Source organism: Paenibacillus sp. J22P15 (assembly GCF_056269345.1).
The window spans coordinates 243,641-265,929 of record NZ_JBWDNT010000006.1; the positions used below are offsets into that span (position 1 = coordinate 243,641).

Genomic DNA, 22,289 nt, shown 5'->3' on the forward strand with positions numbered 1-22,289 from the left:
TATTATAATTACTAAATTAATTAATGTATGGATCATTAATGAGCTGTATTCCAGAGTTGATCTCCTACATACCCTCTCACTAGAGCACCCGCAGTTCTCCCAAAGAGAGCACCAATTACCCCTCCTACCGAGCTACCAACTGCTGCTCCAGCTAATGCACCAAGAGTACCCACACCTGCAACGAATGTGTAATAAGCCAATTTTGACCTAACACCACCTCCATCAATTTCCATTAATTCTTCATTTGAAATATCATAAAACCCAACTCCGTTCATACACACATGCCTCCTAAATTTAATTTATATAAACTTTAATTAATAAAACTATTGTATATTTACACTTAAATAGTACTAGTACTAATTTATTTAGTACTTGTATCTTCTCAGAGTTAGTCTTATTGTTTGTTGTCCTTCTGCATAATAGATGTCAAGCCAGATTTATTTAATTACAGTCCTTTATATTTACTCATTAATCATAATTATTAGCTCTTTATAAATTAACATATATTTTAATTTATTCCACGCAAAACCTCTTTCGGAAAATACTAATCTTTTTTTCGTTGTTTGCGTTCTTTAAAAACAGATATACTTTAATTTAATAGGATAAAAGTCCTTAGTTCGAAAGTATTGTTATAACTACTATAAATGGGGAATGATTTCATGCAATTTTTACGTATTTTATTTGTTGAAGATGACCCAGTATGGCAGAAGCGAATTTACGACCACCTATCTCTTGAAAAAGTTTTTCAAATTATCGGTTGCGCGAATAATAAAAGTGAGGCTTTAAATCAATTTCAGCAAGCTGATCTTGTGCTTATGACATTAAACTCACCTATGCATCAGCTTGACGGAATCGGACTTTCATTGGAAATGGATATAATTATGCCAACGAAAGTCATCTTTATGACTGAGGAAATAAGTAGTGAAACCATACTTATGGCATATAATGCGTGGCTATCCATTGTATATCCAAGAGTGAATATCGTAATTTACCACATATCATTCAAACATTTTCACATAAAGGAAATTCTATTGAGATACTTTTAGAGGATTATGCAAAATTAAAAAGAGATGCCCTTCTTCAACTATTATCACCTTCAGAGAAAGAAATTTTCGAATTACTGGAACGAGGCTTTACTCAAACTAGTATCGCCCAAACTTTATATAAAGCGGAAAGCACCATAAAAAATCAAGTAAGCAGTATTTTAAAAAAGATGAAGGTTCGAACATTCAAGCAGGCTTTAGAAAAAATAAAAACGATTAGATAAGTTTTAATTCTATAGATATTCGAAAGCTCTCCTTAAATGTGATGAAAAACATGATGATACAGAAGTATATCATTTTCTTTATAAGTAGGTTTTCGATAGGAATGCTTGCTACGATCTAGCCTCGGAAACACGTTATCCCCTTCATCAATCTTCGACCCTCTTTTATAAACTATTTTATTTATTTAATTCACGCAAAACTTCTTTCGGAAATTACCAATCTATATTTCGTTGCTTGTTCTCTTTCAAATCAAATATAATTTAAATGAAATAGGAAAGTATCTCCTCAACATTAACGGATAGATCTCTTTTTACTAACAACTACGGCAAATATACGAGGAGCTACCGAATTGCACATCGACTTTTTGTTTACATTATTATTGAACCTCCTCAGCTGCTTGATCCTCATTTGGTCGTTCTACAATGAGTATATACAATTTCAGATATTCAACAAATCCAAAAACAATGTTCAAGTATATAACCCGTCTTTCCTTATTGCCGACAAGAAATTAACGCTATCGGTGCTGGCCTATGTATTCGTAGTTACGATTTTGTGGTTACTGCTTATCTTTGAAATAAGTGATATCGTTTATAAGCACTGGTTTGCGTATGTTTTCCCCATTATGCTCATAACCATATTCTCTGGCGGTAAGATTAACTATTCCATTGGCAGTGATGGCGTTTACCATGCAAACACAGTCATTCCTTGGGAGGATATCGTTTATTATCAATTGAAGGAAACCGATCTCTTACATACGAAGTTTTCACTCGACATACATACAAAACATCAAGTCTTTCGCGGGGTAGTTCATGCCGATTCCAGAAAAAAATTACTTTCGCTGCTTCCAAATGTTCCGAGTGAATAGGTGATGTAGATGAAACCACAACTGGACAGATCAGGCTAAACCGTCTTATCCACTATAAAAAAACAAAAACAGCAGCCCTCGGGAGTCCCCATGGTCTACTGTTTTTCGCTTTTTAGCCTTTCTATACCCGCACACGAATTCCATCAATATAAGCCTTCGACTCCGCCATTTGGTTCGCTTTCGCTTCTTCCATGATGATGTGTACATGCGGCTTATATTGATTAAGAAGCTTCATATACAGCTCATAATTCATCTGCCCAAGTCCGGCAGTTACGGTAGCCAATTCGCCACTCTCGAGCATAATGCGATCCTTTGCATGTGCAGCGATAATTCGGTCGCCAAGCAGCTCGAATGCTTGCTCGATGACCTCATCCTGCATCGCAAAATTAGCAGACGTCAGCAAATTTCCGGGATCGATAACGACACCAATATTAGAGGAAGGAACCTCCTCCAGCATCCGAGCCAGCTCAGAAGCCGTTCCAATCAAATGGTCGTTGGCCGCCTCTAACCCGACAAAGACGCCCCACTTCTCGGCTTCCTCAGCTAACTCCTCCAGTGTCGCCTTCATTACGGACCAATCACGATCAGTGTAGTCCCCGCCTTCATTCCGTCCGGTTTCCGCAGCTACCATCGGCGCTCCGAAAAACTTCGCATATCGCAGCAATTCCTTAAAGCGACTCACATTTGCACGGCGCAGCTTCTCGTCACGCTCGAATAAATGAACATAACAGCCAAGCACCGAAATTGAAACACCATGCTTATCGAACTGCTCGCCGATTGCATTCGCAAGGCCTGGGCTTATGTTGCCAGGCTTACTGAAATCGACATCGCTGATTGCCTTCCACAAAGCAAGCTGCACATGACTAAATCCGCTCGCCGCGACTTTAGGAGCAAGCTCCTTATATGGCAAACTTCCGAATAAATGAGCGAGTACACCGACTGACATTTGATCGTCTCCTTCGTATTAAGCGCTACCCTCGAGTGCAACCTCTACCTTCGGCGCGTATACTTTTTTGGCTAAATAGGATTGAGCAATCATGAATAGACCACCGGTTACCCAGTACAGCGAGATGGCTGCCGGCGCTGTTAGCGCGAATACACCCATTAGAATTGGGGACAAATAACCCATGAACGCCATCTGCTTCTGCTGTGCAGCATTCGCGTTCGGCTGCGTCGTTTGTGACACCTTGAATTGTACAAAATACACGATCGCTGCAATAATCGGGAGCACGATATCCGGCGAACCAAGCTTAAACCATAGAAAGGAATGATCCGCCAGCTCAGGCGTCAGCCTAATCGCAGAATATAAACCCATTAATATCGGCATTTGAATAAGCATCGGCAGGCAGCCGATCGCAAGCGGATTGACCTGGTGCTTCTGGTACAGCTGCATCGTTTCCTGCTGCAGCTTTTGCTTGGATTCCGCATCCGACTTGTTCTTATATTTCGCTTGAAGCTGCTTGAGCTCCGGCTGAAGCACCGCCATCTTCGTCTTCATTAGATTCTGGGCACGATATTGACGCATCATAAGCGGCAGTAGAACAAGTCTGATAATTAGCGTAATACCAATGATCGCGATGCCGTAATTTCCGCCGAACATATCAGCAATGTACTGAAGAACAGCTGATAAGGGATAAATAACATAGTGGTTAAATATGCCCGGCGTATTTCCATCGATCGTTCCGCTAGCCGTACTACAGCCGCTTACTAGAAGCAGCCCTGCCAGCATCATGCCGGCCATTACTACACGTCCATATTTTAAAGAAGTGAATACATTGCTCGTTTGCATAAAAATCCTCCTCGTTTGTTTGAAAATAGCTGGGCAAACGAGGTGGAACAGTCTGCTATGTCGTCATCGGGTGATTCCTTCCGTTTTACTTTTCTAACTAGCCAATGATGCAGCGGGATGGTACGAATCAACACCTGCGGCATCAGGCTATACAATATACTCAAATATTGATTCCGCTCCCAGTATTCATAAGCACCCGAATGCAAATGCGAAGCGTAAGCGTACGCTAATGAACATAGAAGGCTGATCGAAAACAAATACGGTATGACGTCATGCAGCTCAAGCTCGAACAATGTACTCACCTCCCTTCAACATAAAATAGATTTCGTTCTATTTGGATATTATAACAGTAATTCTCATCAGATTACGACTATCCCGATTATTAATATACAAAGAAAAATATGGTCACCTTTATTTATAAAAAATACAGTCTTTTCGCGGAATTTGTTAAGCATATTTATAAGCATACACTAATAAATATGCTGATTTTTTCAAAAAGTCCAGCCTCTGGTTGTTTACAAAGAGTAGGGAACACCATATAATTTCTAATGTTGCAGGCGTATACGGCTGAAACAAATATCTTTTGTCATCTTGGACTTATTTCACGATAAAAGATAAGCATGTTAAACCTATCAACTTAGAAGAAAGAGGACATCATGAATCGAAAAAAGCTTAAAGTCATTTATTTATCGCTCATTATCTTTGCGGTTCTGGTTATCGGACTTGGACAAGCTTTCCCTATGGGTAAGAGCAGTAGCTATTCCGTTAGTGCAGAAAGTGCTGCTAATGAGCCAACCGTTGGTCAAAAAAAGAAGCTGGTCATGGGTACTTCTGCCGATTATCCACCCTACGAATCGGTTGACGCCAAAAACAACGGCGAAATCGTTGGATTAGATGTCGACATAGCCAAGTATATCACCAGTCAGCTGGGTTACGAACTGGAAATCACACACATGGATTTCAATGGGCTTGTCGCTGCGCTTCAAACGGGTAGAGTTGACTTCGTCATGTCCGCTATGTCCGCGACGGATGAGCGCAGGCAGAATGTCGATTTCTCTGATACGTATTACGCTGCCCGCAATACGATCGTCTCAAAAAAATCTGCACCGTTAGAAACAGAGGCATCGCTTTCTGGCAAATTAGTCGCGACACAGCTCGGATCTACGCAGGATCTATACGCAGAAACAATTGAAGGTGCTACGATTAAGAAGCTCAATAAAATTCCCGATCTTATTCAAGAGCTGAATTCCGGCCGCGTCGATGCCGCTATCGTAGAAGACGCTGTCGCTTTAGAGATGATAAGCGTCAACCCGGATCTGGCGATGAATTTCCTGCCGGCAGAGTCCGCGGATAATGGCTATGCCATTGCATTTCCTAAGAAATCACCAATTGTTAACGAATTTAACGGTGTCCTCTCGGGAATGAAGGAAGACGGAAAGCTCGATGATATCGTACAAAAATGGTTTGCTTCAGAGAAGGAAGAATCTAATACGTTTCTTAATCTGAACATCGACTTTAGCATACTCGAGGGCTACATCCCTTATATTCTCAAGGGCGTCTATGTAACCCTGCTCTTCACACTCGTCTCTGCTTTTTTCGGACTTGTATGGGGTACAGTTCTGTCTTTATTCAAAATATCCGGTATTAAGCCGCTCGAATGGTTCGCGACCGCCTATACATCCGTATTCCGCGGTACACCGCTGCTCGTCCAGCTTACGATTATATATTATGCGACTCCGCAGCTATTCAACTATGACATTCCTGCGCTAATGGCGGCAGGTCTAGCATTCGGACTCAATTCGTCTGCTTATTTGTCAGAAACGATCCGCGGCGGCATTATGGCCGTGGACAAAGGACAGCGCGAGGCCGCTATTGCGCTCGGTATCCCTTACCGAAAAATGATGCTGCGTATTATTTTCCCGCAGGCACTTCGCAATATTTTGCCAGCGCTCGTGAATGAATGTGTCGCTTTGCTTAAGGAGTCATCACTCGTTTCTGTCATTGGCGTATCCGATTTGATGCGTCGTGCAGATGTTGTACGCTCCACTGAGTTCCGCTCTCTCGAAGTATTATTATTTATTGCCGCGATCTATTACGTGCTTGTTCTCGTCTTAACATCGTTTGCCCGTATGCTTGAAAGGAGGCTGCGCCGCAGTGATTAATGTAACCGACTTAACAAAAACCTTCGGCAAAAACCAAGTGCTGAAAGGCATCACAACAACTGTAGAAAAAGGAGAGGTCGTTGCACTCATTGGACCGTCTGGTTCAGGCAAGTCCACCTTTCTTCGTTGTTTAAATATGCTTGAGACACCAACTTCCGGTGTCATTACCATTGATGGAACGGTAATTACCGATCCCAAAACGAACATTGCCCGCGTTCGTCAGCACATCGGGATGGTGTTCCAGCATTTTCACCTGTTCCCGCATATGACCGTCATCGATAATATTACATTCGCTCCGATTCAGGTCAAAGGGAAATCACAGGAGGAAGCACGCCAGAAGGGGATGGAGCTGCTGGCACGCGTAGGACTCTCCGACAAAGCAGACAGCTATCCATCCCGCTTATCCGGCGGACAAAAGCAGCGCGTAGCCATCGCAAGAAGTCTAGCGATGGAGCCTGATATATTGTTGTTCGATGAGCCAACCTCGGCGCTTGATCCTGAGATGGTGAAAGAGGTGCTCAGCGTTATTCGCAGTCTTGCAGACAGCGGTATGACGATGCTCATTGTTACGCATGAGATGAAGTTTGCCCGTGAAGCTGCTGATACCATCTATTTCCTCGATGACGGAAAGCTGGTTGAACGGACAAAGCCCGAGCAGTTCTTTACGAAGCCGCAAAGCGAGCGAGCGGCACGTTTTCTGGAGCAGGTGCTTTAAACTTGTGGGCGCTGCTTTCGTAGAAAGCTCACTCGGATTTGTACACTGTAGTTTCTACAACAGATACCTTACATGAGACATGGTTACTTCAGCTACGTTGCAGTTATGCAGCAGATTGGATCGTTTTTGCTTCATGCGACGCTGCAATGGCTGATTCTATTGCATTTACTGCAACGTAGACATTCAATGCGCCTCGGCTAGAGCATTCTATTGTAGTTTCTACAGTAGAATGCTCTTTGCGAGGGAGGGAGCCTCCTAGACAAACGCATATAAGCAGCCGTCCAATATAGCTAGCTGTCATGCCTTCCTATATAGGCGCCGAGCTCCAGCTGATCAGGCAGAAGTTAACCAACCACTCTTACAACAATTACAAACAAAGCTCTGCGACACCGTTAGCCGCAGAGCTTTGTTTATTCCTTCCGAGTAATAAGCTAAACGATAAAACCACGCCCATCAGAATCGAAACCGATTTTTTCTTCATACAGCGTTGACCTCAAATTTCATTTTGGTTGCTGCCTTGATAACCACGCAAAAAGGATGAAGATCACTCTTCACCCTCGAATCGTATACAGCTTATCGTTCTAAATGAGATGACATACTTACAGCTCATCTTTTTACTTCCAAGCAGAAATCTTTATCTTCTTATATTTGCGAGCGAATTTCCTCTCCAACTTCTTGAAAAAACCTTGGCTCTTTTTTTCTTCCTGTATGTTTTGCATGCCTCGTATGAGCAACTGGTATCTCCATTCGTTATCGTAGCCAAGCTTATGTACTTCTTGAAAAAAATCTTCCTTCATATCAAGTCACACTCCATGTCGTCATGTTCATTTCCGTCATCTATTAGCAACTTTAGGCAGAATCTTATTATATACTGCCGTTCTATGTAATTTCTGAACATTTTATGAGTTAATTCGACAAAATTATGAAATTTTTTAATTAATATCGGTATTTCTTCCTAGTTCTTTGTGCTCATTATTGTTTTCAATAAAAAAAGAGCAGCCCCGAGGAAATAGATTGCCCAATTTTCAAAGATCGACAAGAAGCACAATACCAAAATATTTCTGAGAAAAATAATTCAAATTATTTGAGCAGCGTTCTCCGCAAGCAAGAGGAAATTACGCCGGGACACTATCGCTTAAAAAAACGCTGAGGATAGCCGATAAAAGTAAGGAACACTTTTGGAAAAAATTATGCTTTTCAACTTGAGAGGATGGTTATCGTATGACTCAACGACCAGCAACGGAAGAATACAATGCTTATTATGAACAGTATATCAGCCTTGTAGGCGAAGGCTCAGTTACCGAACTACTTAAAAAGCAGCTGGCAAGTACAACCGAATTACTATCCGATATTCCCGAAGAGCAGGCAAACTACCGTTATGCGGAAGGCAAATGGTCGCTGAAAGAAGTGATCGGCCATATATCGGATAATGAACGAGTCATGAGCTACCGTTTACTTCGGGCAGCACGCGGAGACAAGACACCTCTTGCCGGCTATGAACAGGATGATTTCATGAGCGGCGCTTCCTTTCATGAATGGACACTATCGCAAATCATTGAGGATTACATTTCCGTTCGCCGAGCTACACTGACTTTATTGCGTGGGTTGTCTGAAGAGGCTTGGCTTCGCATAGGCGTAGCCAATGGCGGTGACATTTCAGCGAGAGCTCTGGCTTATATTATTGCTGGACATGAACTTCATCATTTGAAAGTTCTACACAATAAGTACTTAGGGAAGTAGCGTTTACTTGCCCTGTTACTGATTCAGGCACATCGCATTGCAGATGAGCAAAGCCAAAAAAACCTATATGTAAACCTGTTATTGTGATAATATGGTTAACATATAGGTTTTTTTAAGTTAAGGAGCGGTAAAACATGACGATTCGATTGCGCGGTCACCATCTGCTCTGTCTGCTCGGATATCGAGGCATGGGGTACTCGGACGAATTCTGTGTAAATATGACTGCCATACATGAAACACTGCGATCACAGCCAGAAACTGAGATTCAGATTATTACAGGCCCAGATGATATATGCAAAGCCTATCCCCAAGACAACAGCTATCATTGTGAGGGGACCGTCTACGACTTAGATAAGGCCGTACTCGCGAAGCTTGGGCTTAACGTGAATGAGCAAGGCAGCTGGCAGTCCATTCGCGACCGTGTAGCCCGGACGATGGTGCCGGAAGACATCAGCCGTCTATGCACCACCTGTCCTTGGGAGAAGTATGGCGTTTGTGCACAAGGAGTCGAACTCCTTAATACTGGAAAACCGCTGCCTAAAATTACCCATTCTTATCTTTAGCAGTCAAAACTTTGCTTCGGGAGGAAGAGGAAGAGCTGTTTCCCATTAATGCATTTAAGAGAATGTTAGTTGTTTACCCCGCCCGTTATTCGCTGCAATCCATTCATATAAGGCTGAAGTGCGGCTGGGATGCGAATCGAGCCGTCCTCCTCCTGATGATTCTCGATGAGCGGAATGAGGATGCGCGGGCTTGCCACTGCCGTGTTATTGAGTGTATGGCAAAATCTTAACGCACCGCTCTCATCACGGTACCGTATATTCGAGCGGCGTGCTTGAAAGTCATGCAGGTTCGACGACGAATGCGTCTCCCCGTAGGCTTGACGGCTCGGCATCCACGTCTCGATATCGTATTGCTTATACGTTTTTTGCGACATATCGCCAGTACAGACGGCCATTACTCTGTAAGGCAGCTCAAGTCGTTGAAGAAGCTCCTCTGCGTTCGCCGTTATTTCCTGCAGCAGCAGCTCCGACAGCTCGGGATCAGCCTTGCATAGTATAACTTGCTCGACTTTCGCAAACTGGTGCACGCGGTATAGGCCATGAACGTCTCTGCCCGCCGAGCCAACCTCACTGCGGAAGCAGGCCGATGCCGCGGCAAGCTTGATTGGAGCTTCTGCCTCAACAATTTCTCCAGCATAGTAGGTAATCATCGGAACCTCCGAAGTGCCGACAAGCCATTTATCATCGCCCGCAATCCGGTAGCTTTGATCCTCGCCAATCGGGAAAAATCCAGTATTGCTCATCGCATCCGTACGAACCATCAATGGCACATCCAGCAACGTGAAGCCCTTTTGCAGCAACAAATCAAGAGCCAACTGCTGCACGGCACGATGGAGCAGAACCCCTGCCCCCTTCAAATAATAATTGCGGTTGCCTGCTGCCTTAACACCTCTCTGCACATCAATCATATTGTGGAGCTCGCCCAGCGCCATATGATCCTTCGGCTCGAATGGGAAGCTTGGCGCTTCGCCAACCTGCCTCAGCTCTACATTATCTGCATCCGATCGGCCATCCGGTGTGTCGGGTGACACGATATTAGGAACTAGAATCAACAGCTCCGCCACATACCGCTCAGCTGTCGCCAGCTCCTCTTCTACAATGCTCAGCTTCTCATTCGTATCCTTTACCTGTTGCTTCGTTTGCTCCGCTTCAAGCTGTGCGCCTTGCCTCATCAGCGTACCAATATGGAACGAAAGCTTGTTGCGAATTTCACGCAAAGCTTCCGTCTCCTGCAGCAGCAAGCGTTTCTTCTCATCCCAGAGCAGCAGCTCAGCAATCGAAACCTGAATCCCCTTCTGATTCGCTACCGTCTGCACTTGCTCGTGATTTTGCCTAATCCATCTCATGTCCAACATGCTACCCGCGCTCCTTTTCGTTAAAAAAACACAAAAAACGCCCTTCATCCCTATGGGACGAGGAGCGTTTTTTACTCGCGGTGCCACCCAAATTGACCAAACAGACAAGCTGTTCAATCCTCTTTGCTCCGCGATAACGGGCGGGCCCGGTAAACTTAGGGGGAAGGTGCTTCCCTCCCCTTGACGAGAACGCCTCCGAGTTGGATTCTCTTCACTGGCGTGATCCGATAATTAATTTTGTAGTAATATAACATACTTAATGCGGTGAACACAAGTGTGATTGTGGAAAATAAATTCCAGTTCACTTTCTATATTGATCTCGACTTGCAACTTTATCCACTTTTTAACAGTCGATAGACTATAAGAAAAGGGAGGTGCAAGGATTGAAATACAGTCTTCTATTTATTATCACCTTCTTCATCATGATTGGCCTGGTTGGATGTGAGAGCTCAGGTGTAAACAATGATTTAACCGTTAACTCTGAGCAAGTAAAGAACGATCCGCTTACGGAATCCGTTCAGAAAAAATTAATTATTTTGAAAAGAGTCGGCATGGAAAATCAGTATGAAGAGCACAAGGAAGTTAACGATGAGAAATCCGTTTCTACGGTTAGAAGCATTTTGAACGCAGGCGAATGGGAAAAAGTTAAATTCGAGATGTCACGCCCCCCTGATTATAAAATTCATTTCCAACCAACGGACGGCTCAGAAGCAAAAGCACTCTTATACGAAATTTGGTTTACTAACGGCTATGCAGGAGTCTATATAAGCGGAATTCACTCTTACAAAAAACTAACCAAAGAGGATTCCGAAACGTTGAGTACCATTTTAATATGATTTTTTTCATATAGGGTTGGAAATGTGAATCGTTGTTTAAATTAGTAAGGAGATAGATCAGACGGGTTGGATATCGAACGCCCTTCATGAAGGAGGCTCCATATGCTAAATAAAATGACGACGATACCGCACCCAAAACAAAGAAATAAAAGCTTTGCGGCTTTTGCCGCTATTGGATTAGCAGTCACATTGCTAGCAGGCTGCGGACAAACGGGGACGAGTGAGATGGTTGCTCAGCCTAATCAATCCGAAGAAACAAATGCGATGTCCGAGAAGGATAACCCTTTCGCAGCGGCGGGCATTAACGACCCAAAGGCCTTTATCAAAATGTTTGAGGTGGCTAAAGCCGCTGTTGCCGCTGATGATAAGGATGACGTCGCAGAGCTAGTGCTGCTGCCGCTCCGTGTTAATGTAGAAATACCGATGGAGATAACGTCCAAAGCGGAATTTATAGAGAAGTATGACTTGATTATGACCAAATCTGTGAAAGAAGCATTAGCAGCACAAACGGTGGATACGTTATTCGTTCGCGATCAAGGCGTTATGGTCGGTGACGGTGAGCTGTGGTTCGGTGCCTCGGCTGAAGAACCTCAGGTATATGGCATCATTGCCGTGAATCCCCAAGTGGAGCCCGCAAAGAAATAGACGCCAAGTTCTGATTAAGGCAAAAAAATAAAAACCAGTCCACATACCAAATCAGCGTGTTGGGCTGGTCCTCATATATACCTTCAAGTCTACTGCTTCGTAATAGTCTTTAATTCCTCGATAACCATTTCTACTCGTTCATCTATCAACTCTCTATCCGTGACATAAAAAATTAATACATTCGCTACTTGATACGCGCTATGAGACACTATATCGGCTGTCGCCCAACTATTGTCGAAATGCTCTTTTCCCTTTTGAGCCTCTTTACTTGAGGAATAAATATAGATGCTAATTTGCTGATCATCATTAATGATGAATTGTTCAGGTAAAATATCGTTGTACGCTCTTGAAAATACAGCCTCGGGATTAACTTCGGTTTGCTTCGCTAATAGAACACTATGTTTTTCGAACAGATCTTGAAGCTGTGCAGAAGTGACGATTACATCTCCGTTCGTGCACCCTGTAATCATCAAGCAGATGACAAAAATGATCATCATCATTTTCCTCAATGCATTCGCCCCCTTAAAAATCATGCAAAAAGCTAGGATGAATTAGCACTTATAAATTGAAATACTCCAATTAAGATTAGCAATACGACAAAGACAATAATAAAGCCTAGTACAAACCTAATTATGTTTGAAGAGTTCGATTTACGTTGGAGCTGACTTTCGACACTAGCTAACCGTTCCTTAAGTTCTTTTATCTCTTTTTCACGTTCCATTACTATCCCTCCCTATGCTTTTTAATTAAAGAATTGTCGTCGAATAACTGCCAACTATATGTACATCGTGACCTAGCGTTTCAAGAATCTTAATCGCTTTACTCATTTGTTGATCACTTTGGGCTGCTTCTGATTCGAGTAAAAAACGATACGTCCCGAGCTTCTTGCCGGTTGGTCGTGACTCAATCCAAGTGAGGTTAATTGCTAGTGCAGAGAATACATTCAAAATCGAGGAGAGTACTCCAGGGTTAAATTAAGAAGATTGATTTGTCGAATTCGTTCTCCAATTATTTCTCACGAGCAAGATAACAATAATGACTAGGAAGACACCACCAGCATAGAACAGCATTTTTTTGGCGCTAAATGAGTTGCCAGCATATTCGCCCCCATACGTTGCTACGATGAAAGAATCTTCGTTCACCTTTATAGCAATTGCTTCATTTGAATCTATATCTTTGATTGCGTAATATTCCGTTCCTTTCGGATAAGTGTTGGAGAAATTGCCAGAGTACGTACCTTCTTCCTCTGAAAAGGACGTAACCTTTCCAATTTTATCGCCAATTTGCGCCGTTTTCACCTGATCTTCTGAAATAATATAGGATTTGCCGTCATGTACAACAAAACGATTTGCCCAATCCGCGTGAATCGATTCTAATCCTAAAAGAGTGCCTGCCATTAAAAACACACTTATAAAAAACATAAACTTCCTCAAATGGTTCCACCTCCCTAACCTCTATTTAATTTAGACGAGAAAAAAGAGAGAGGGTTGCATAATAATCATATTTTATCGATGTGAATTTCAAGGAGGCTATTTCTTCTGCGTAATTTAGAATGTGAATCCGTTCACCATTCGTTTGTTCATGTCGATCCCATACCATCACGATAGATCCATCGTCTAACAAAGGGATACTATGTATCCCCCGATTCTTTTATCTGTTGGGAACTCATTCACTCTTTTCAACATAAAGTCCTCTCCTTTAGCCAGAAATGAACTTTTATTACCCCATATTTTACCTTATGATAAAATAATTTGCTTAAATTCCTTTTTCCATTCTCCTCTCAGCCATAAATAAAAACGCTTGCGGCTAAGAGCCGGCAAGCGCTTTTCGGACAGCGAGTATATATTTGGATTGATCTAATGGGTTTACCCCTCTGCGTACTCGCTCTGCCCGCACGTCTGGCGGGCATTCGCGATAACCAGCGAAGAAGGTCGCTAGTGCCCCCCTTCCTTTCGTAAGGGAACCAAAGCGTGCGGGAAAGTCGAGTGAAGTCGCGACAGGCAAAATTCCCTCAATTTCCATCCGCTCCTGCCTAACAATCGGCGTATCGAACTCTCCCCGCATGAGAACGAGCTCGTTCATAAGCTTGCCGCCCGTTTCCTCTGGAATAGAAATACGAAAGCTCAGCATCGGCTCCAGCAGCTTCACTCCAATACGTGATAAGCCATCCATGATGCCCATCGGCGTAGCTACAGAGAAATCAAGCGGATGTGTATGCCACACATGGTGCTCCCCTTCAATAAGAGTCACTTTTATGTCCGTTACCTCCCAGCCAAATAACCCCTGCTGCAGCGCTTCAGGCACGCTTCTCGCTACTTCATTCTGATAGCGGTCCAGCAGCCGCTCCGAACGGACAACAGAGCTGAAGGCAATCCCGCTTCCGCGTTCACCTGGCTCAATATGAAACCGGAGAATCGCCCAGCACGGCTTCGGCATCGTGTAGGCAATGAAGCCCTCGCCCGTTTGTGCAGGCGTCTCTTTGTAAATGACTGATGGCTTGCTGAATTCAGCCTTTAAGCCGTACCGATTGTTCAGCACGTGAGTAAGCACTTCAATCTGGATCGGCCCCATTACTTTAAGGTGCAGCTCCCGCTGCTCCTGCAGCCATTGCAAATCGAGCTGCGGATCTTCATCCGCAAGCTCATGCAGCGCTGCAACGACAGCCGGATATTCGGCTTCATTGCTCCAGCGCACCTGCACCGTCAACAGCGGCACAGCCATCCGCGTTTCACCGGGAACATATTCGGCGCTGCCAATAATGTCGCCAATTCGCGCCTGAGTAAAGCCGCAAACGGCAGCAATATCGCCCGCTGCGAGCAGCCCTACATCCTCAGCCTTCTGCCCGTCGATTTTGCGAATTTGCGTAATCTTCTCCTCTATCTGTTGCGTCTCATTACTAACCAAATCGCGGTTACGAATAACACCGCTATAAAGGCGTACATAAGCGATTCTGCCCATGATCGCATCGCGCTCGATACGGAAGATGACTCCAGATACAGGGCCGTCTGAAACGACTTGCGGCGGTGGCAGCATCGTAATCATCGCCTGCATGAGCGGTTCGATTCCGATTCCCCGATTCGACGCGCCAAATAAAATCGGAAACAGCTTTCCGCTATGCGTAAGCTCAGGCAGCATTTGATTCAGCATCGCTTTCGGCAGCGTACCGCTGTCCAAATATTGAAGCAGCAGCGATTCCTCTTGCTCTGCCACCGTCTCCTCCAGCAGCTGCAAGTAGTCCTGAGCCTGCCTCAGCTCACTATCTAATGTTCCAGCTTCTAGCAAGCTTACCGAACCGACAAAGCTATCCTCGACACCAAGCGGAGCTTGTACCGGCGTTGACTGCGGCGATAACAAACGTTTAATTTGTTTAATCGTCCCTGCTGGGTCGGCTCCGATTCGGTCCATCTTGTTCACATAAATAAGTGTTGGAATGTTACGCTCTCGCAAGGCATGCCATATGACCTCTGTTTGCGCCTGAACGCCCTCGACTGCTGATATAATGAGCACCGCTCCATCCATAACGCGCAGCGACCGTTCAACCTCTGAGAGAAAATCGACGTGACCAGGCGTATCGACCAAATTTATGGTGACCCCCTGCCATGTGAAACGAGTCGCAGCTGCACGCACCGATATGCCTCTAGAGCGTTCGACTTCCAGAAAGTCCGTCTGCGCCGTACCCGCGTCCACGCTGCCAAGTGACCGAATCCGTCCGCTATGAAATAAAATTTGTTCCGTCGTTGTCGTCTTTCCCGCATCAACATGAGCAAATATTCCGATGTTTCGTATATGTGTTGAAGCATTCATTTCCACATTGTATGTCCCCTTACTTGCTGTTTCTTCTCTTATCCTACCGCTGAAAGCGTTTTACAGCAACAAAAAAACGGCCTGCCGGGGCAATCGCCCGATAAGCCGTTTTATAGGCCAATTCGCATCAGCCTTATTCACTCTTACCCTTGCAATACCGCGGATTTCTCCTTAGTATCGTTTTTGACCAGCCCGTACTTCTCCCACGCTCTGCTCTTCCACCGGAAAAACATAATAATTGCGCGAAGCCATTCATCTGCTGCAATCGCCAGCCAAATACCTGCTAAGCCTAGCTCCAGCTGAAAAATAAATAAGTAACCAAGCGGTAAACTCATTCCTACCATCGAGAACATACCGATATAAAGCGGGTACTTCGCATCTCCTGCCGCGCGTAGTGAATTGATGAGCACGATATTAATCGTGCGCCCGGTCTCAAGCACGATGCTGAGCAAAAGCACAGTTATACCTAAACGGATAATTTCCTCATCATCAGTAAACATTCGCATGAGCGGCTCGCGGAACAAAATAACAAGGAATACGGCGAACAAGGTTACAGCGCTTGCCCAGCGCACGCTTCTCCATACCTGACGATAGGCGATAGTCTGCTCGCCTGCGCCAACCATCCTGCCTACGATGATCGCAGTTCCCATACCGATTGCGAACGCGAACAGATACGTAAACATCGAAATGTTATTGGCATAATTTTTGGCGGCGAGAGAGGCTGCGCCAAGGTAGGTCGTATAATACAAAAAGACGATTTGGCATGCCTGGTACATTACCTGCTCCAGCGCAGACGGGATACCGATTCTCAATATTTTAAAAATATACTCCTTGGACAGTTCGAAATAATATCGAATTTCAACCCGCACGGACATAATCCGATACAGCATCCAGAAAAAGACGATGAGCGCAAGCCCACGACTGATTACCGATGAAATCGCCGCACCTTGAACACCCATCTCCGGGAAGCCAAACTTACCGAAAATAAGCACGTAGTTGAGAATAATATGCACGACGTTCATCCCCAGCGATACGAACATCGCTTCCTTCGTAAAGCCGTGTACACGAATAATAGCGGATATCGAGTTGATGATCGCTTGCAGGAAGATCATTCCGCCTACGATGGCTAAATAGCTTTTGGCATGTTCTAGTATCTCGCCTTGCAAATTCAACGTCTCCAGCAAATGTCCGCCAAACAGCACAAACATTAAGCTTATGAATATCCCGACTACTAGATTTAGCGTTATGGCTAGCGCTGATATTTTTGCGGCTTCTACAAACTTACGTGAGCCGATATATTGCGCCACCACAATAGATGCCCCATTGCCGATTACTTCTAATAGTAAGATCGCAATATGCAAATATTGATTCGAAGCCCCAACGCCGGATACCGCGTTATCCGAAATCGCACTCAACATCAGTGTGTCTGCAATACCCATGAGCATAAACAAAAAGATTTCTAAAAAAATAGGCCATGTCAGAAAAAAGAGATTTAACCCTTTCTGCCCCTGTTGCCCCGTTCCATTACCCGCTTCTGCTGTTGTCATGTTGTCACCTTCTTCTAATATAAAAAATAAAGCACAAGGTATAGTAGCATACTAATACATATATTGCACGTTAGAATTGCTCTCTTACATGAATAACCAACGTCGATTCTTATCCATAAAAAAGACTGTGCTCAGATTGCTAATGCAACCTTAGAACAGTCTTCCTCTTTGTCGTTTCATCGAAACTATTTTCAGTTTTTGTAGTATTCGAGCTCCTTTGTGAATCTTCGACATTCTCCTCCCCCGCCACAGGTCTAGTACTCCATTCCGACCTACGACCGTTCTGTGCAGCAGATGAACTAGATAAGATGAATAACGACAAGAAATCGATTGCTTCAACAAACCTACTTAAGTAAATATTAATAGTCTCAGGAGGCACATAGATGTATTTGTTTATGATCTATATAGAGCTGGGCTCGCAGCTTCTTTTTGTTATCCTCTCATTAGTTGCTGCAGGCAAAGCTTCAAAACTCGTGTACTACCACACGGAGCAGCAGCTTTATTACAATGCACGCAAACTCATATTTTGGTCGGTTTGCTTAAGCTGCCTCGTTACAGGCATGGCCATTGCTGATGTGATGCTTGCTTCATTGTCCCAATCTCAGCTTTGGACAAATCGATTGCTCATTCACACACCGCTTGCAGCTGTCCCTATTCTTCTCCTATGGCTTGGTTCCTATCCAAGACTACGTAGACTCATGCGGCGTACGAATGCCCGGACAGAAATCGCTGCTGACGTTGCCCGTCGCCGCCACGCATCTGATCCGGCTTTTATTGTTCCTTTTCTGCTGGCACCGTTTTGCGCATTTGCTTTGTTTTACTTTTCATTTGTTCCGCCTCATTCCTTTCGCTGGTCGACCGTGACGATAACAACAACGGTTCTTATGTTCATTGCCTGCATGCTCTGGATGTTCCAGACTCACCGCAACCAGCTTGCAGCGGCGGCGCCGCTCATTTATCGCCCTTGGCTGCGCAGATTGCAGCACACCGGCGTGCTTCTCGTTATTTTGGCAGTACTTAGTATTCCCTATGTTATAGCCTTTGAAAGCAATCGGCTGACTGAGCGACTAAGCGTAACAACGAGTGCTGACCATACTGGACTTTAGTCTAGCTAGCAGATTTACCCACAGCAGGAGGACAGTTAATTTCTTTGTATGTTATGCTGAAATCAACTAATAAAACGTTGATTGGGGTGCTTTAAAACAATGAATCTAAGAACAATTGGCGGGCTTGTCCTCCTGCTGCTCGGAGCTGTCTTATTTCTAAATCAAGGTGAAACATTCGGTCCGGGCAAAATATTCGCCTACTTCTGGCCATCGTTATTCGTCATTCCGATTGGACTCTTCTTTCACTGGCTATACTTCTCCATGATTGGCAGAAGAGCGACCGGTCTATTAATCCCGGGAGGTATCTTACTTACCGCAGGCATCATTTGTCAGATCGCTATGCTGTTCAACAACTGGGTCTACATGTGGCCAGGCTTTATTCTAGCTGTTGCTATCGGCTTGTTCGAATTTTATTGGTTCGGCAAACGCAACAAGTGGCTGCTTATTCCAATTAATATACTGACGGTACTATCGATTCTTTTCTTCGCTGTCTTCTCGATTGGCTCCTTCTACAACAAGTTTTTGTTCAGCCAACCAATTATTGCGATTGTATTGATTCTCGCCGGCGCGGTCATCCTTTTGAAGAAGAAGAAAGACATGTAACAACTCCCTCCTGTGGTATGGTATAATCACTTGCATCGCAAACTTAAGCATAGGCATACGAGGTGGTTTGCTTCGCAAACCTAAGTCCATGCTTACGAAGTGGTTTGCTTTGCAAACCTAAGTCCATGCTTACGAGGTGGTTTGCTTCGCAAACCTAAGTCCATGCTTACGAAGTGGTTTGCTTCGCAAACCTAAGCCCATGCTTACGAAGTGGTTTGCTTCGCAAACCTTTAGGAGGAAACAAATAAAATGCTGTCTTTTGAACAAAAGCTCGCTATAATTGAAACCTTTCCTGAATTGGAGAGAAAGGACGTTTCTCTTGGCCGCACAAACTTCCATTATGAAGAAAGCGCACATGAGAAAAAGTCAGTCGTGCACCATCTGCATCCAAACGGAAATGGTTATGTGTTCGCCGGCTTGGTACATGGTGTAGCAACCGATAATAAGGGCCTAGTCAATATTCGTGATTTCAACGAGGAAGAGCTTCGCTCGCTTATTGCGAAATCAATTGCTTCCCTTGCTATCGCACCGCCGGAGAAACCGGAATCAAAGAAAAAGAAAAAACGCAGTGCTCCGCAAGAGGAGCGTTGGATCGGACCGGATGACGCCGTACTTACACTGCTATTCGAAGAAGACCTTTGGTATTTATATGCTGATCTAAATCTGGAATCGGCATTCGAGACTTACGAAGAAGCAGAGCAATACTTAGAAGAAGAACAATTCACACGCGCATAACCAAGCATGGAGATTCGCTTTTGTCCATGAGTACTGGAACTCTCATTGCCAGAAAAGGAGAAACACTCGTTGTTTCTCTTTTTCTTGTGCTGTAAAACAGGAATTATGTCGATCAATGTCTAATTGTATAAATAGCATTTTAGACCTTGGGAGGGATTATCGTTGTCTATAAAAGCTAAGTTATCCTTCTCCATATCTGTAATAGTAGCAGTCATTCTAACATTAAGTACCTTGCTCTATTACTATTCAACGAAAACTGAAGCCGAAGCTAACTTAGAGGCTCAATTTACCAATATAGCTAAACAAATAAGCACTACCGTAGAAGCATCGGAGAACGCTCGCCAATACATGGAAAACACACTTGGAGATAAGCTTCGTATTGCTTCTTTAGCAGCTAAGGATCATCTCGATCCCGATATCAAAAATGTAACCAATGAGCAGCTCGTACAGCTTGCAGCTAAGCTTGGTGTTGATCATATTACATTATGGCAGCGCATTAACAACGAAGTTATCGCTATTCGTTCCTCTGATCCGAATGAAATCAATATGAGTGCAAAATCATGGGATTATTGGCATGTTGCTTTTCTACAGCTATTCGATAAACATCAAGTAGACATCATACAGGGACAAAAGCTTAAAAATTTTTGGTCGGGCCCTTTTAATTTCTCGACCTCAGACCCTACAGAAGTTCGCAAATGGGGTTACTACTATGACGGTTCGACTAACTACATGATTAATCCGTACGTCAACGCCCAGGTGCTGCTTGATTTCGACTATACAATCGGAACCGATGCGATTGTGAATAAAATTATTTCCGATCAATCCGACATTTTAGAAATTACTGGTTTCGATCTTGAATTTTTCGGCAAAGACAAAATCATCAAATACAAACAAGGCATACCGGTATATAATCTGGATGTACAAGCCGTTCCTTTTGGCGACTATAACTTTCAAGATCAATCTCACGATATTTTAGACATGCAAGAGGTAAATAAAAGCGGCAAGACCCTTACGGTCAAAAGAAATATCAATGGTGTAAAGGTTATCAAAAACTTCATCCCTATTAAAATGAATAAAAACTATGTATTCAGCGTCGTTTTCGATCAAAAGTCAGTCGAGAAACCCGTTAAGCGGCTGCTTATTATGCAATTTAACATTGCTCTTGGGCTCGTGCTGATTACGATGATTGCGAGTTATTTCATAGCAGGCTTTATGATGCGCGGACTCAATCAAATTTTGCGAAAAGTAAATGCGATCGCTTCAGGCGACTTTACTGAAGTTATAACCATTCGCAGCAAAGATGAATTCGGGCTGCTTGCCTCGCGGGTAGATACGATGGGAAATAACCTGAATCATTACACAACGCAGCTTAAAGCCGCAGCAGAGGAACTGCAAAGCACGAAGCAGTATTTGGAATCTTTCGTCAATCATACGTCAGATGCCATTCATGTAACGGATTTGGCAGGCCATGTCATGCAGGTGAACATCGCCTTTGAGAAAATGTACGGGTGGAGCCAAGAGGAAATTGTAGGCATACCGCTGGACAATGTACCTCGCAACTATTTCAGCTCCCATCAAGAGCTGGAGGCTACCGTGCTAGCTGGCGGCTCCGTAACCGATTTCGAAACCGTTCGCTACACCAAATCAGGCATGCTCATTGATCTTAGCATTACGATTTCACCTATTCGCGATGAACAAGGAACCATTATCGCGATTGCCTCCATTTCTCGGAATATTACATCCCGTAAGCAAACGGAGGAAATTATTAGGCGGTCTGAGAAGTTGTCCGTCGTTGGCCAGATTGCGGCGGGCGTCGCACACGAGGTGCGTAATCCGCTTACGACATTGCGGGGCTTCGTCCAGTTGCAGAAGCAGACCGGATCACTAACGCCTGCTCATCTTGAAATCATGCTTGGTGAACTGGATCAGATCAATATGATCGTTAGCGAATTTCTCGTTTTTGCTAAACCGCAAGCCACTAGTTACCAGCCTGTTAACATTATTAGTCTCGTTAGTGATATTGTGATGCTGCTTGATTCCGAAGCAAAAATGAGCAATGTCCAGCTCACTCTTCTTGCAGAAGCTGAGCTTCCTAAGGTTATTGGTGAAGCTAATCAGTTAAAGCAGGTTTTCGTAAATATTATGAAAAACGGCATCGAGTCAATGTCTAGTGGAGGAGTTCTTTCCGTGAAAGTAGAATGTGGTGCGAATGACGATATCATCCTACAGTTCATCGATCAGGGCTGTGGTATTGCCGAGAACGACCTGCTTCGCCTCGGCGAACCCTTCTTCACGAAAAAAACGAGCGGCAATGGACTTGGTCTCATGGTTAGCCAGCAAATTATCGCTGCCCACAAAGGTACAATCGTCTTCCATAGCGAGCTCGGTACAGGTACTTGCGTCGAAATAACATTGCCTACTGACAGCTAGGGTAACCCCTTAGCTGTCTATTTTATATTATTTTGTAGAATTGTAAGCTGCTATGGTAAAATGTGTCCTAAGCACTTATGCCATTACACTTTTTTTTACATAAATACGCATTATCATTCCGCTACATTG

24 protein-coding genes and 1 pseudogene are annotated in these 22,289 nt (G+C 44.1%); 13 read left to right on the forward strand and 12 right to left on the reverse strand.

Annotated elements, in window-relative coordinates; all coding sequences use genetic code 11:
- Positions 1-35 precede the first annotated feature (35 nt).
- Positions 36-275 (reverse strand): Blp family class II bacteriocin, encoded by a 240-nt coding sequence (locus AC0YN6_RS16010; protein WP_475748040.1) that lies wholly within the window; start codon positions 273-275, stop codon positions 36-38.
- A 384-nt stretch (positions 276-659) separates the two neighbouring features.
- Here AC0YN6_RS16010 and AC0YN6_RS16015 point away from each other — a divergent pair, with 384 nt between their 5' ends.
- From AC0YN6_RS16015 to AC0YN6_RS16025, 3 genes are all read left to right on the forward strand, one after another.
- The gene (locus AC0YN6_RS16015; RefSeq protein ID WP_475748041.1) at positions 660-1,046 is read left to right on the forward strand and encodes a response regulator; all 387 of its coding nucleotides are present in this window, start codon (positions 660-662) and stop codon (positions 1,044-1,046) included.
- Positions 950-1,267, forward strand: coding sequence for a response regulator transcription factor (locus AC0YN6_RS16020; RefSeq protein WP_475748042.1), 318 nt, complete (start codon positions 950-952; stop codon positions 1,265-1,267). The genes AC0YN6_RS16015 and AC0YN6_RS16020 overlap by 97 nt, the downstream gene beginning before the upstream one ends.
- Positions 1,268-1,614: 347 nt before the next feature.
- Positions 1,615-2,130 (forward strand): hypothetical protein, encoded by a 516-nt coding sequence (locus AC0YN6_RS16025; RefSeq protein WP_475748044.1) that lies wholly within the window; start codon positions 1,615-1,617, stop codon positions 2,128-2,130.
- 121 nt (positions 2,131-2,251) lie between these two features.
- Here the strand turns inward: AC0YN6_RS16025 and AC0YN6_RS16030 are convergent, their stop codons facing one another.
- From AC0YN6_RS16030 to AC0YN6_RS16040, 3 genes are read right to left on the reverse strand one after another with little or no spacing between them, the layout of a single operon-like run.
- Complete coding sequence (locus tag AC0YN6_RS16030; protein ID WP_475748046.1) at positions 2,252-3,076, reverse strand: sugar phosphate isomerase/epimerase family protein; 825 nt, start codon at positions 3,074-3,076, stop codon at positions 2,252-2,254.
- 18 nt (positions 3,077-3,094) lie between these two features.
- Positions 3,095-3,919, reverse strand: a complete 825-nt coding sequence (yidC, locus tag AC0YN6_RS16035) for a membrane protein insertase YidC (RefSeq protein WP_475748047.1) — start codon at positions 3,917-3,919, stop codon at positions 3,095-3,097.
- The gene (locus AC0YN6_RS16040) at positions 3,889-4,212 is read right to left on the reverse strand and encodes a hypothetical protein (RefSeq protein ID WP_475748049.1); all 324 of its coding nucleotides are present in this window, start codon (positions 4,210-4,212) and stop codon (positions 3,889-3,891) included. The genes yidC and AC0YN6_RS16040 overlap by 31 nt, the downstream gene beginning before the upstream one ends.
- Before the next feature lie 363 nt (positions 4,213-4,575).
- On the opposite strand from AC0YN6_RS16040, the gene AC0YN6_RS16045 reads away from it, so the two are divergent.
- Both AC0YN6_RS16045 and AC0YN6_RS16050 read left to right on the forward strand, forming a co-directional pair.
- Complete coding sequence (locus AC0YN6_RS16045) at positions 4,576-6,081, forward strand: ABC transporter substrate-binding protein/permease (RefSeq protein ID WP_475748050.1); 1,506 nt, start codon at positions 4,576-4,578, stop codon at positions 6,079-6,081.
- Positions 6,074-6,796 (forward strand): amino acid ABC transporter ATP-binding protein, encoded by a 723-nt coding sequence (locus AC0YN6_RS16050; protein ID WP_475748051.1) that lies wholly within the window; start codon positions 6,074-6,076, stop codon positions 6,794-6,796. The genes AC0YN6_RS16045 and AC0YN6_RS16050 overlap by 8 nt, the downstream gene beginning before the upstream one ends.
- 614 nt (positions 6,797-7,410) lie before the next feature.
- Here the strand turns inward: AC0YN6_RS16050 and AC0YN6_RS16055 are convergent.
- On the reverse strand, positions 7,411-7,593 hold the full coding sequence (locus AC0YN6_RS16055; RefSeq protein WP_475748052.1) for a hypothetical protein: 183 nt from the start codon (positions 7,591-7,593) through the stop codon (positions 7,411-7,413).
- 424 nt (positions 7,594-8,017) lie between these two features.
- Between AC0YN6_RS16055 and AC0YN6_RS16060 the strand changes: the two genes are divergently transcribed.
- Together AC0YN6_RS16060 and AC0YN6_RS16065 are read left to right on the forward strand one after the other, a co-directional pair.
- Positions 8,018-8,536, forward strand: a complete 519-nt coding sequence (locus AC0YN6_RS16060; protein ID WP_475748053.1) for a DinB family protein — start codon at positions 8,018-8,020, stop codon at positions 8,534-8,536.
- Positions 8,537-8,670: 134 nt separating this feature from the next.
- Complete coding sequence (locus tag AC0YN6_RS16065; protein WP_475748054.1) at positions 8,671-9,099, forward strand: DUF1284 domain-containing protein; 429 nt, start codon at positions 8,671-8,673, stop codon at positions 9,097-9,099.
- Positions 9,100-9,164: 65 nt separating this feature from the next.
- Here AC0YN6_RS16065 and serS read toward each other — a convergent pair whose 3' ends face one another.
- Positions 9,165-10,454, reverse strand: a complete 1,290-nt coding sequence (gene serS, locus AC0YN6_RS16070; protein ID WP_475748056.1) for a serine--tRNA ligase — start codon at positions 10,452-10,454, stop codon at positions 9,165-9,167.
- A gap of 383 nt (positions 10,455-10,837) precedes the next feature.
- Between serS and AC0YN6_RS16075 the strand changes: the two genes are divergently transcribed.
- Positions 10,838-11,290 carry a YhfM domain-containing protein gene (locus AC0YN6_RS16075; protein WP_475748058.1) on the forward strand — a complete coding sequence of 151 codons (453 nt, stop codon included), beginning with the start codon at positions 10,838-10,840 and terminating at the stop codon, positions 11,288-11,290.
- A 102-nt stretch (positions 11,291-11,392) separates the two neighbouring features.
- Positions 11,393-11,935, forward strand: coding sequence for a hypothetical protein (locus tag AC0YN6_RS16080; protein ID WP_475748060.1), 543 nt, complete (start codon positions 11,393-11,395; stop codon positions 11,933-11,935).
- Between the two features lie 89 nt (positions 11,936-12,024).
- Here the strand turns inward: AC0YN6_RS16080 and AC0YN6_RS16085 are convergent, their stop codons facing one another.
- From AC0YN6_RS16085 to AC0YN6_RS16110, 6 genes and pseudogenes are all read right to left on the reverse strand, one after another.
- Complete coding sequence (locus AC0YN6_RS16085; protein ID WP_475748061.1) at positions 12,025-12,444, reverse strand: hypothetical protein; 420 nt, start codon at positions 12,442-12,444, stop codon at positions 12,025-12,027.
- 32 nt (positions 12,445-12,476) lie between these two features.
- A complete protein-coding gene (locus AC0YN6_RS16090; RefSeq protein ID WP_475748063.1) occupies positions 12,477-12,656 on the reverse strand; it encodes an OadG family protein in 180 nt (59 codons plus the stop codon).
- 25 nt (positions 12,657-12,681) lie between these two features.
- Positions 12,682-12,891: pseudogene (locus AC0YN6_RS16095) on the reverse strand (prephenate dehydratase); the annotation flags it as partial.
- 18 nt (positions 12,892-12,909) lie between these two features.
- Positions 12,910-13,368 (reverse strand): hypothetical protein, encoded by a 459-nt coding sequence (locus AC0YN6_RS16100; protein ID WP_475748065.1) that lies wholly within the window; start codon positions 13,366-13,368, stop codon positions 12,910-12,912.
- A 373-nt stretch (positions 13,369-13,741) separates the two neighbouring features.
- Positions 13,742-15,739 (reverse strand): GTP-binding protein, encoded by a 1,998-nt coding sequence (locus AC0YN6_RS16105; protein ID WP_475748117.1) that lies wholly within the window; start codon positions 15,737-15,739, stop codon positions 13,742-13,744.
- 143 nt (positions 15,740-15,882) lie between these two features.
- Positions 15,883-17,286 (reverse strand): MATE family efflux transporter, encoded by a 1,404-nt coding sequence (locus AC0YN6_RS16110; protein ID WP_475748067.1) that lies wholly within the window; start codon positions 17,284-17,286, stop codon positions 15,883-15,885.
- A gap of 383 nt (positions 17,287-17,669) precedes the next feature.
- Between AC0YN6_RS16110 and AC0YN6_RS16115 the strand changes: the two genes are divergently transcribed.
- The 4 genes from AC0YN6_RS16115 (at position 17,670) to AC0YN6_RS16130 (ending at position 22,160) form a co-directional block, all read left to right on the forward strand.
- Positions 17,670-18,392, forward strand: a complete 723-nt coding sequence (locus tag AC0YN6_RS16115; protein ID WP_475748069.1) for a hypothetical protein — start codon at positions 17,670-17,672, stop codon at positions 18,390-18,392.
- Between the two features lie 99 nt (positions 18,393-18,491).
- Positions 18,492-18,995: a hypothetical protein gene (locus AC0YN6_RS16120; protein ID WP_475748070.1), complete on the forward strand. Its 504-nt coding sequence runs from the start codon at positions 18,492-18,494 to the stop codon at positions 18,993-18,995.
- 249 nt (positions 18,996-19,244) lie between these two features.
- Positions 19,245-19,730 carry a hypothetical protein gene (locus AC0YN6_RS16125; protein ID WP_475748071.1) on the forward strand — a complete coding sequence of 162 codons (486 nt, stop codon included), beginning with the start codon at positions 19,245-19,247 and terminating at the stop codon, positions 19,728-19,730.
- Between the two features lie 162 nt (positions 19,731-19,892).
- Entirely contained in the window at positions 19,893-22,160 is a 2,268-nt protein-coding gene (locus AC0YN6_RS16130; RefSeq protein ID WP_475748072.1) for an ATP-binding protein, read from the forward strand.
- Positions 22,161-22,289 lie beyond the last annotated feature (129 nt).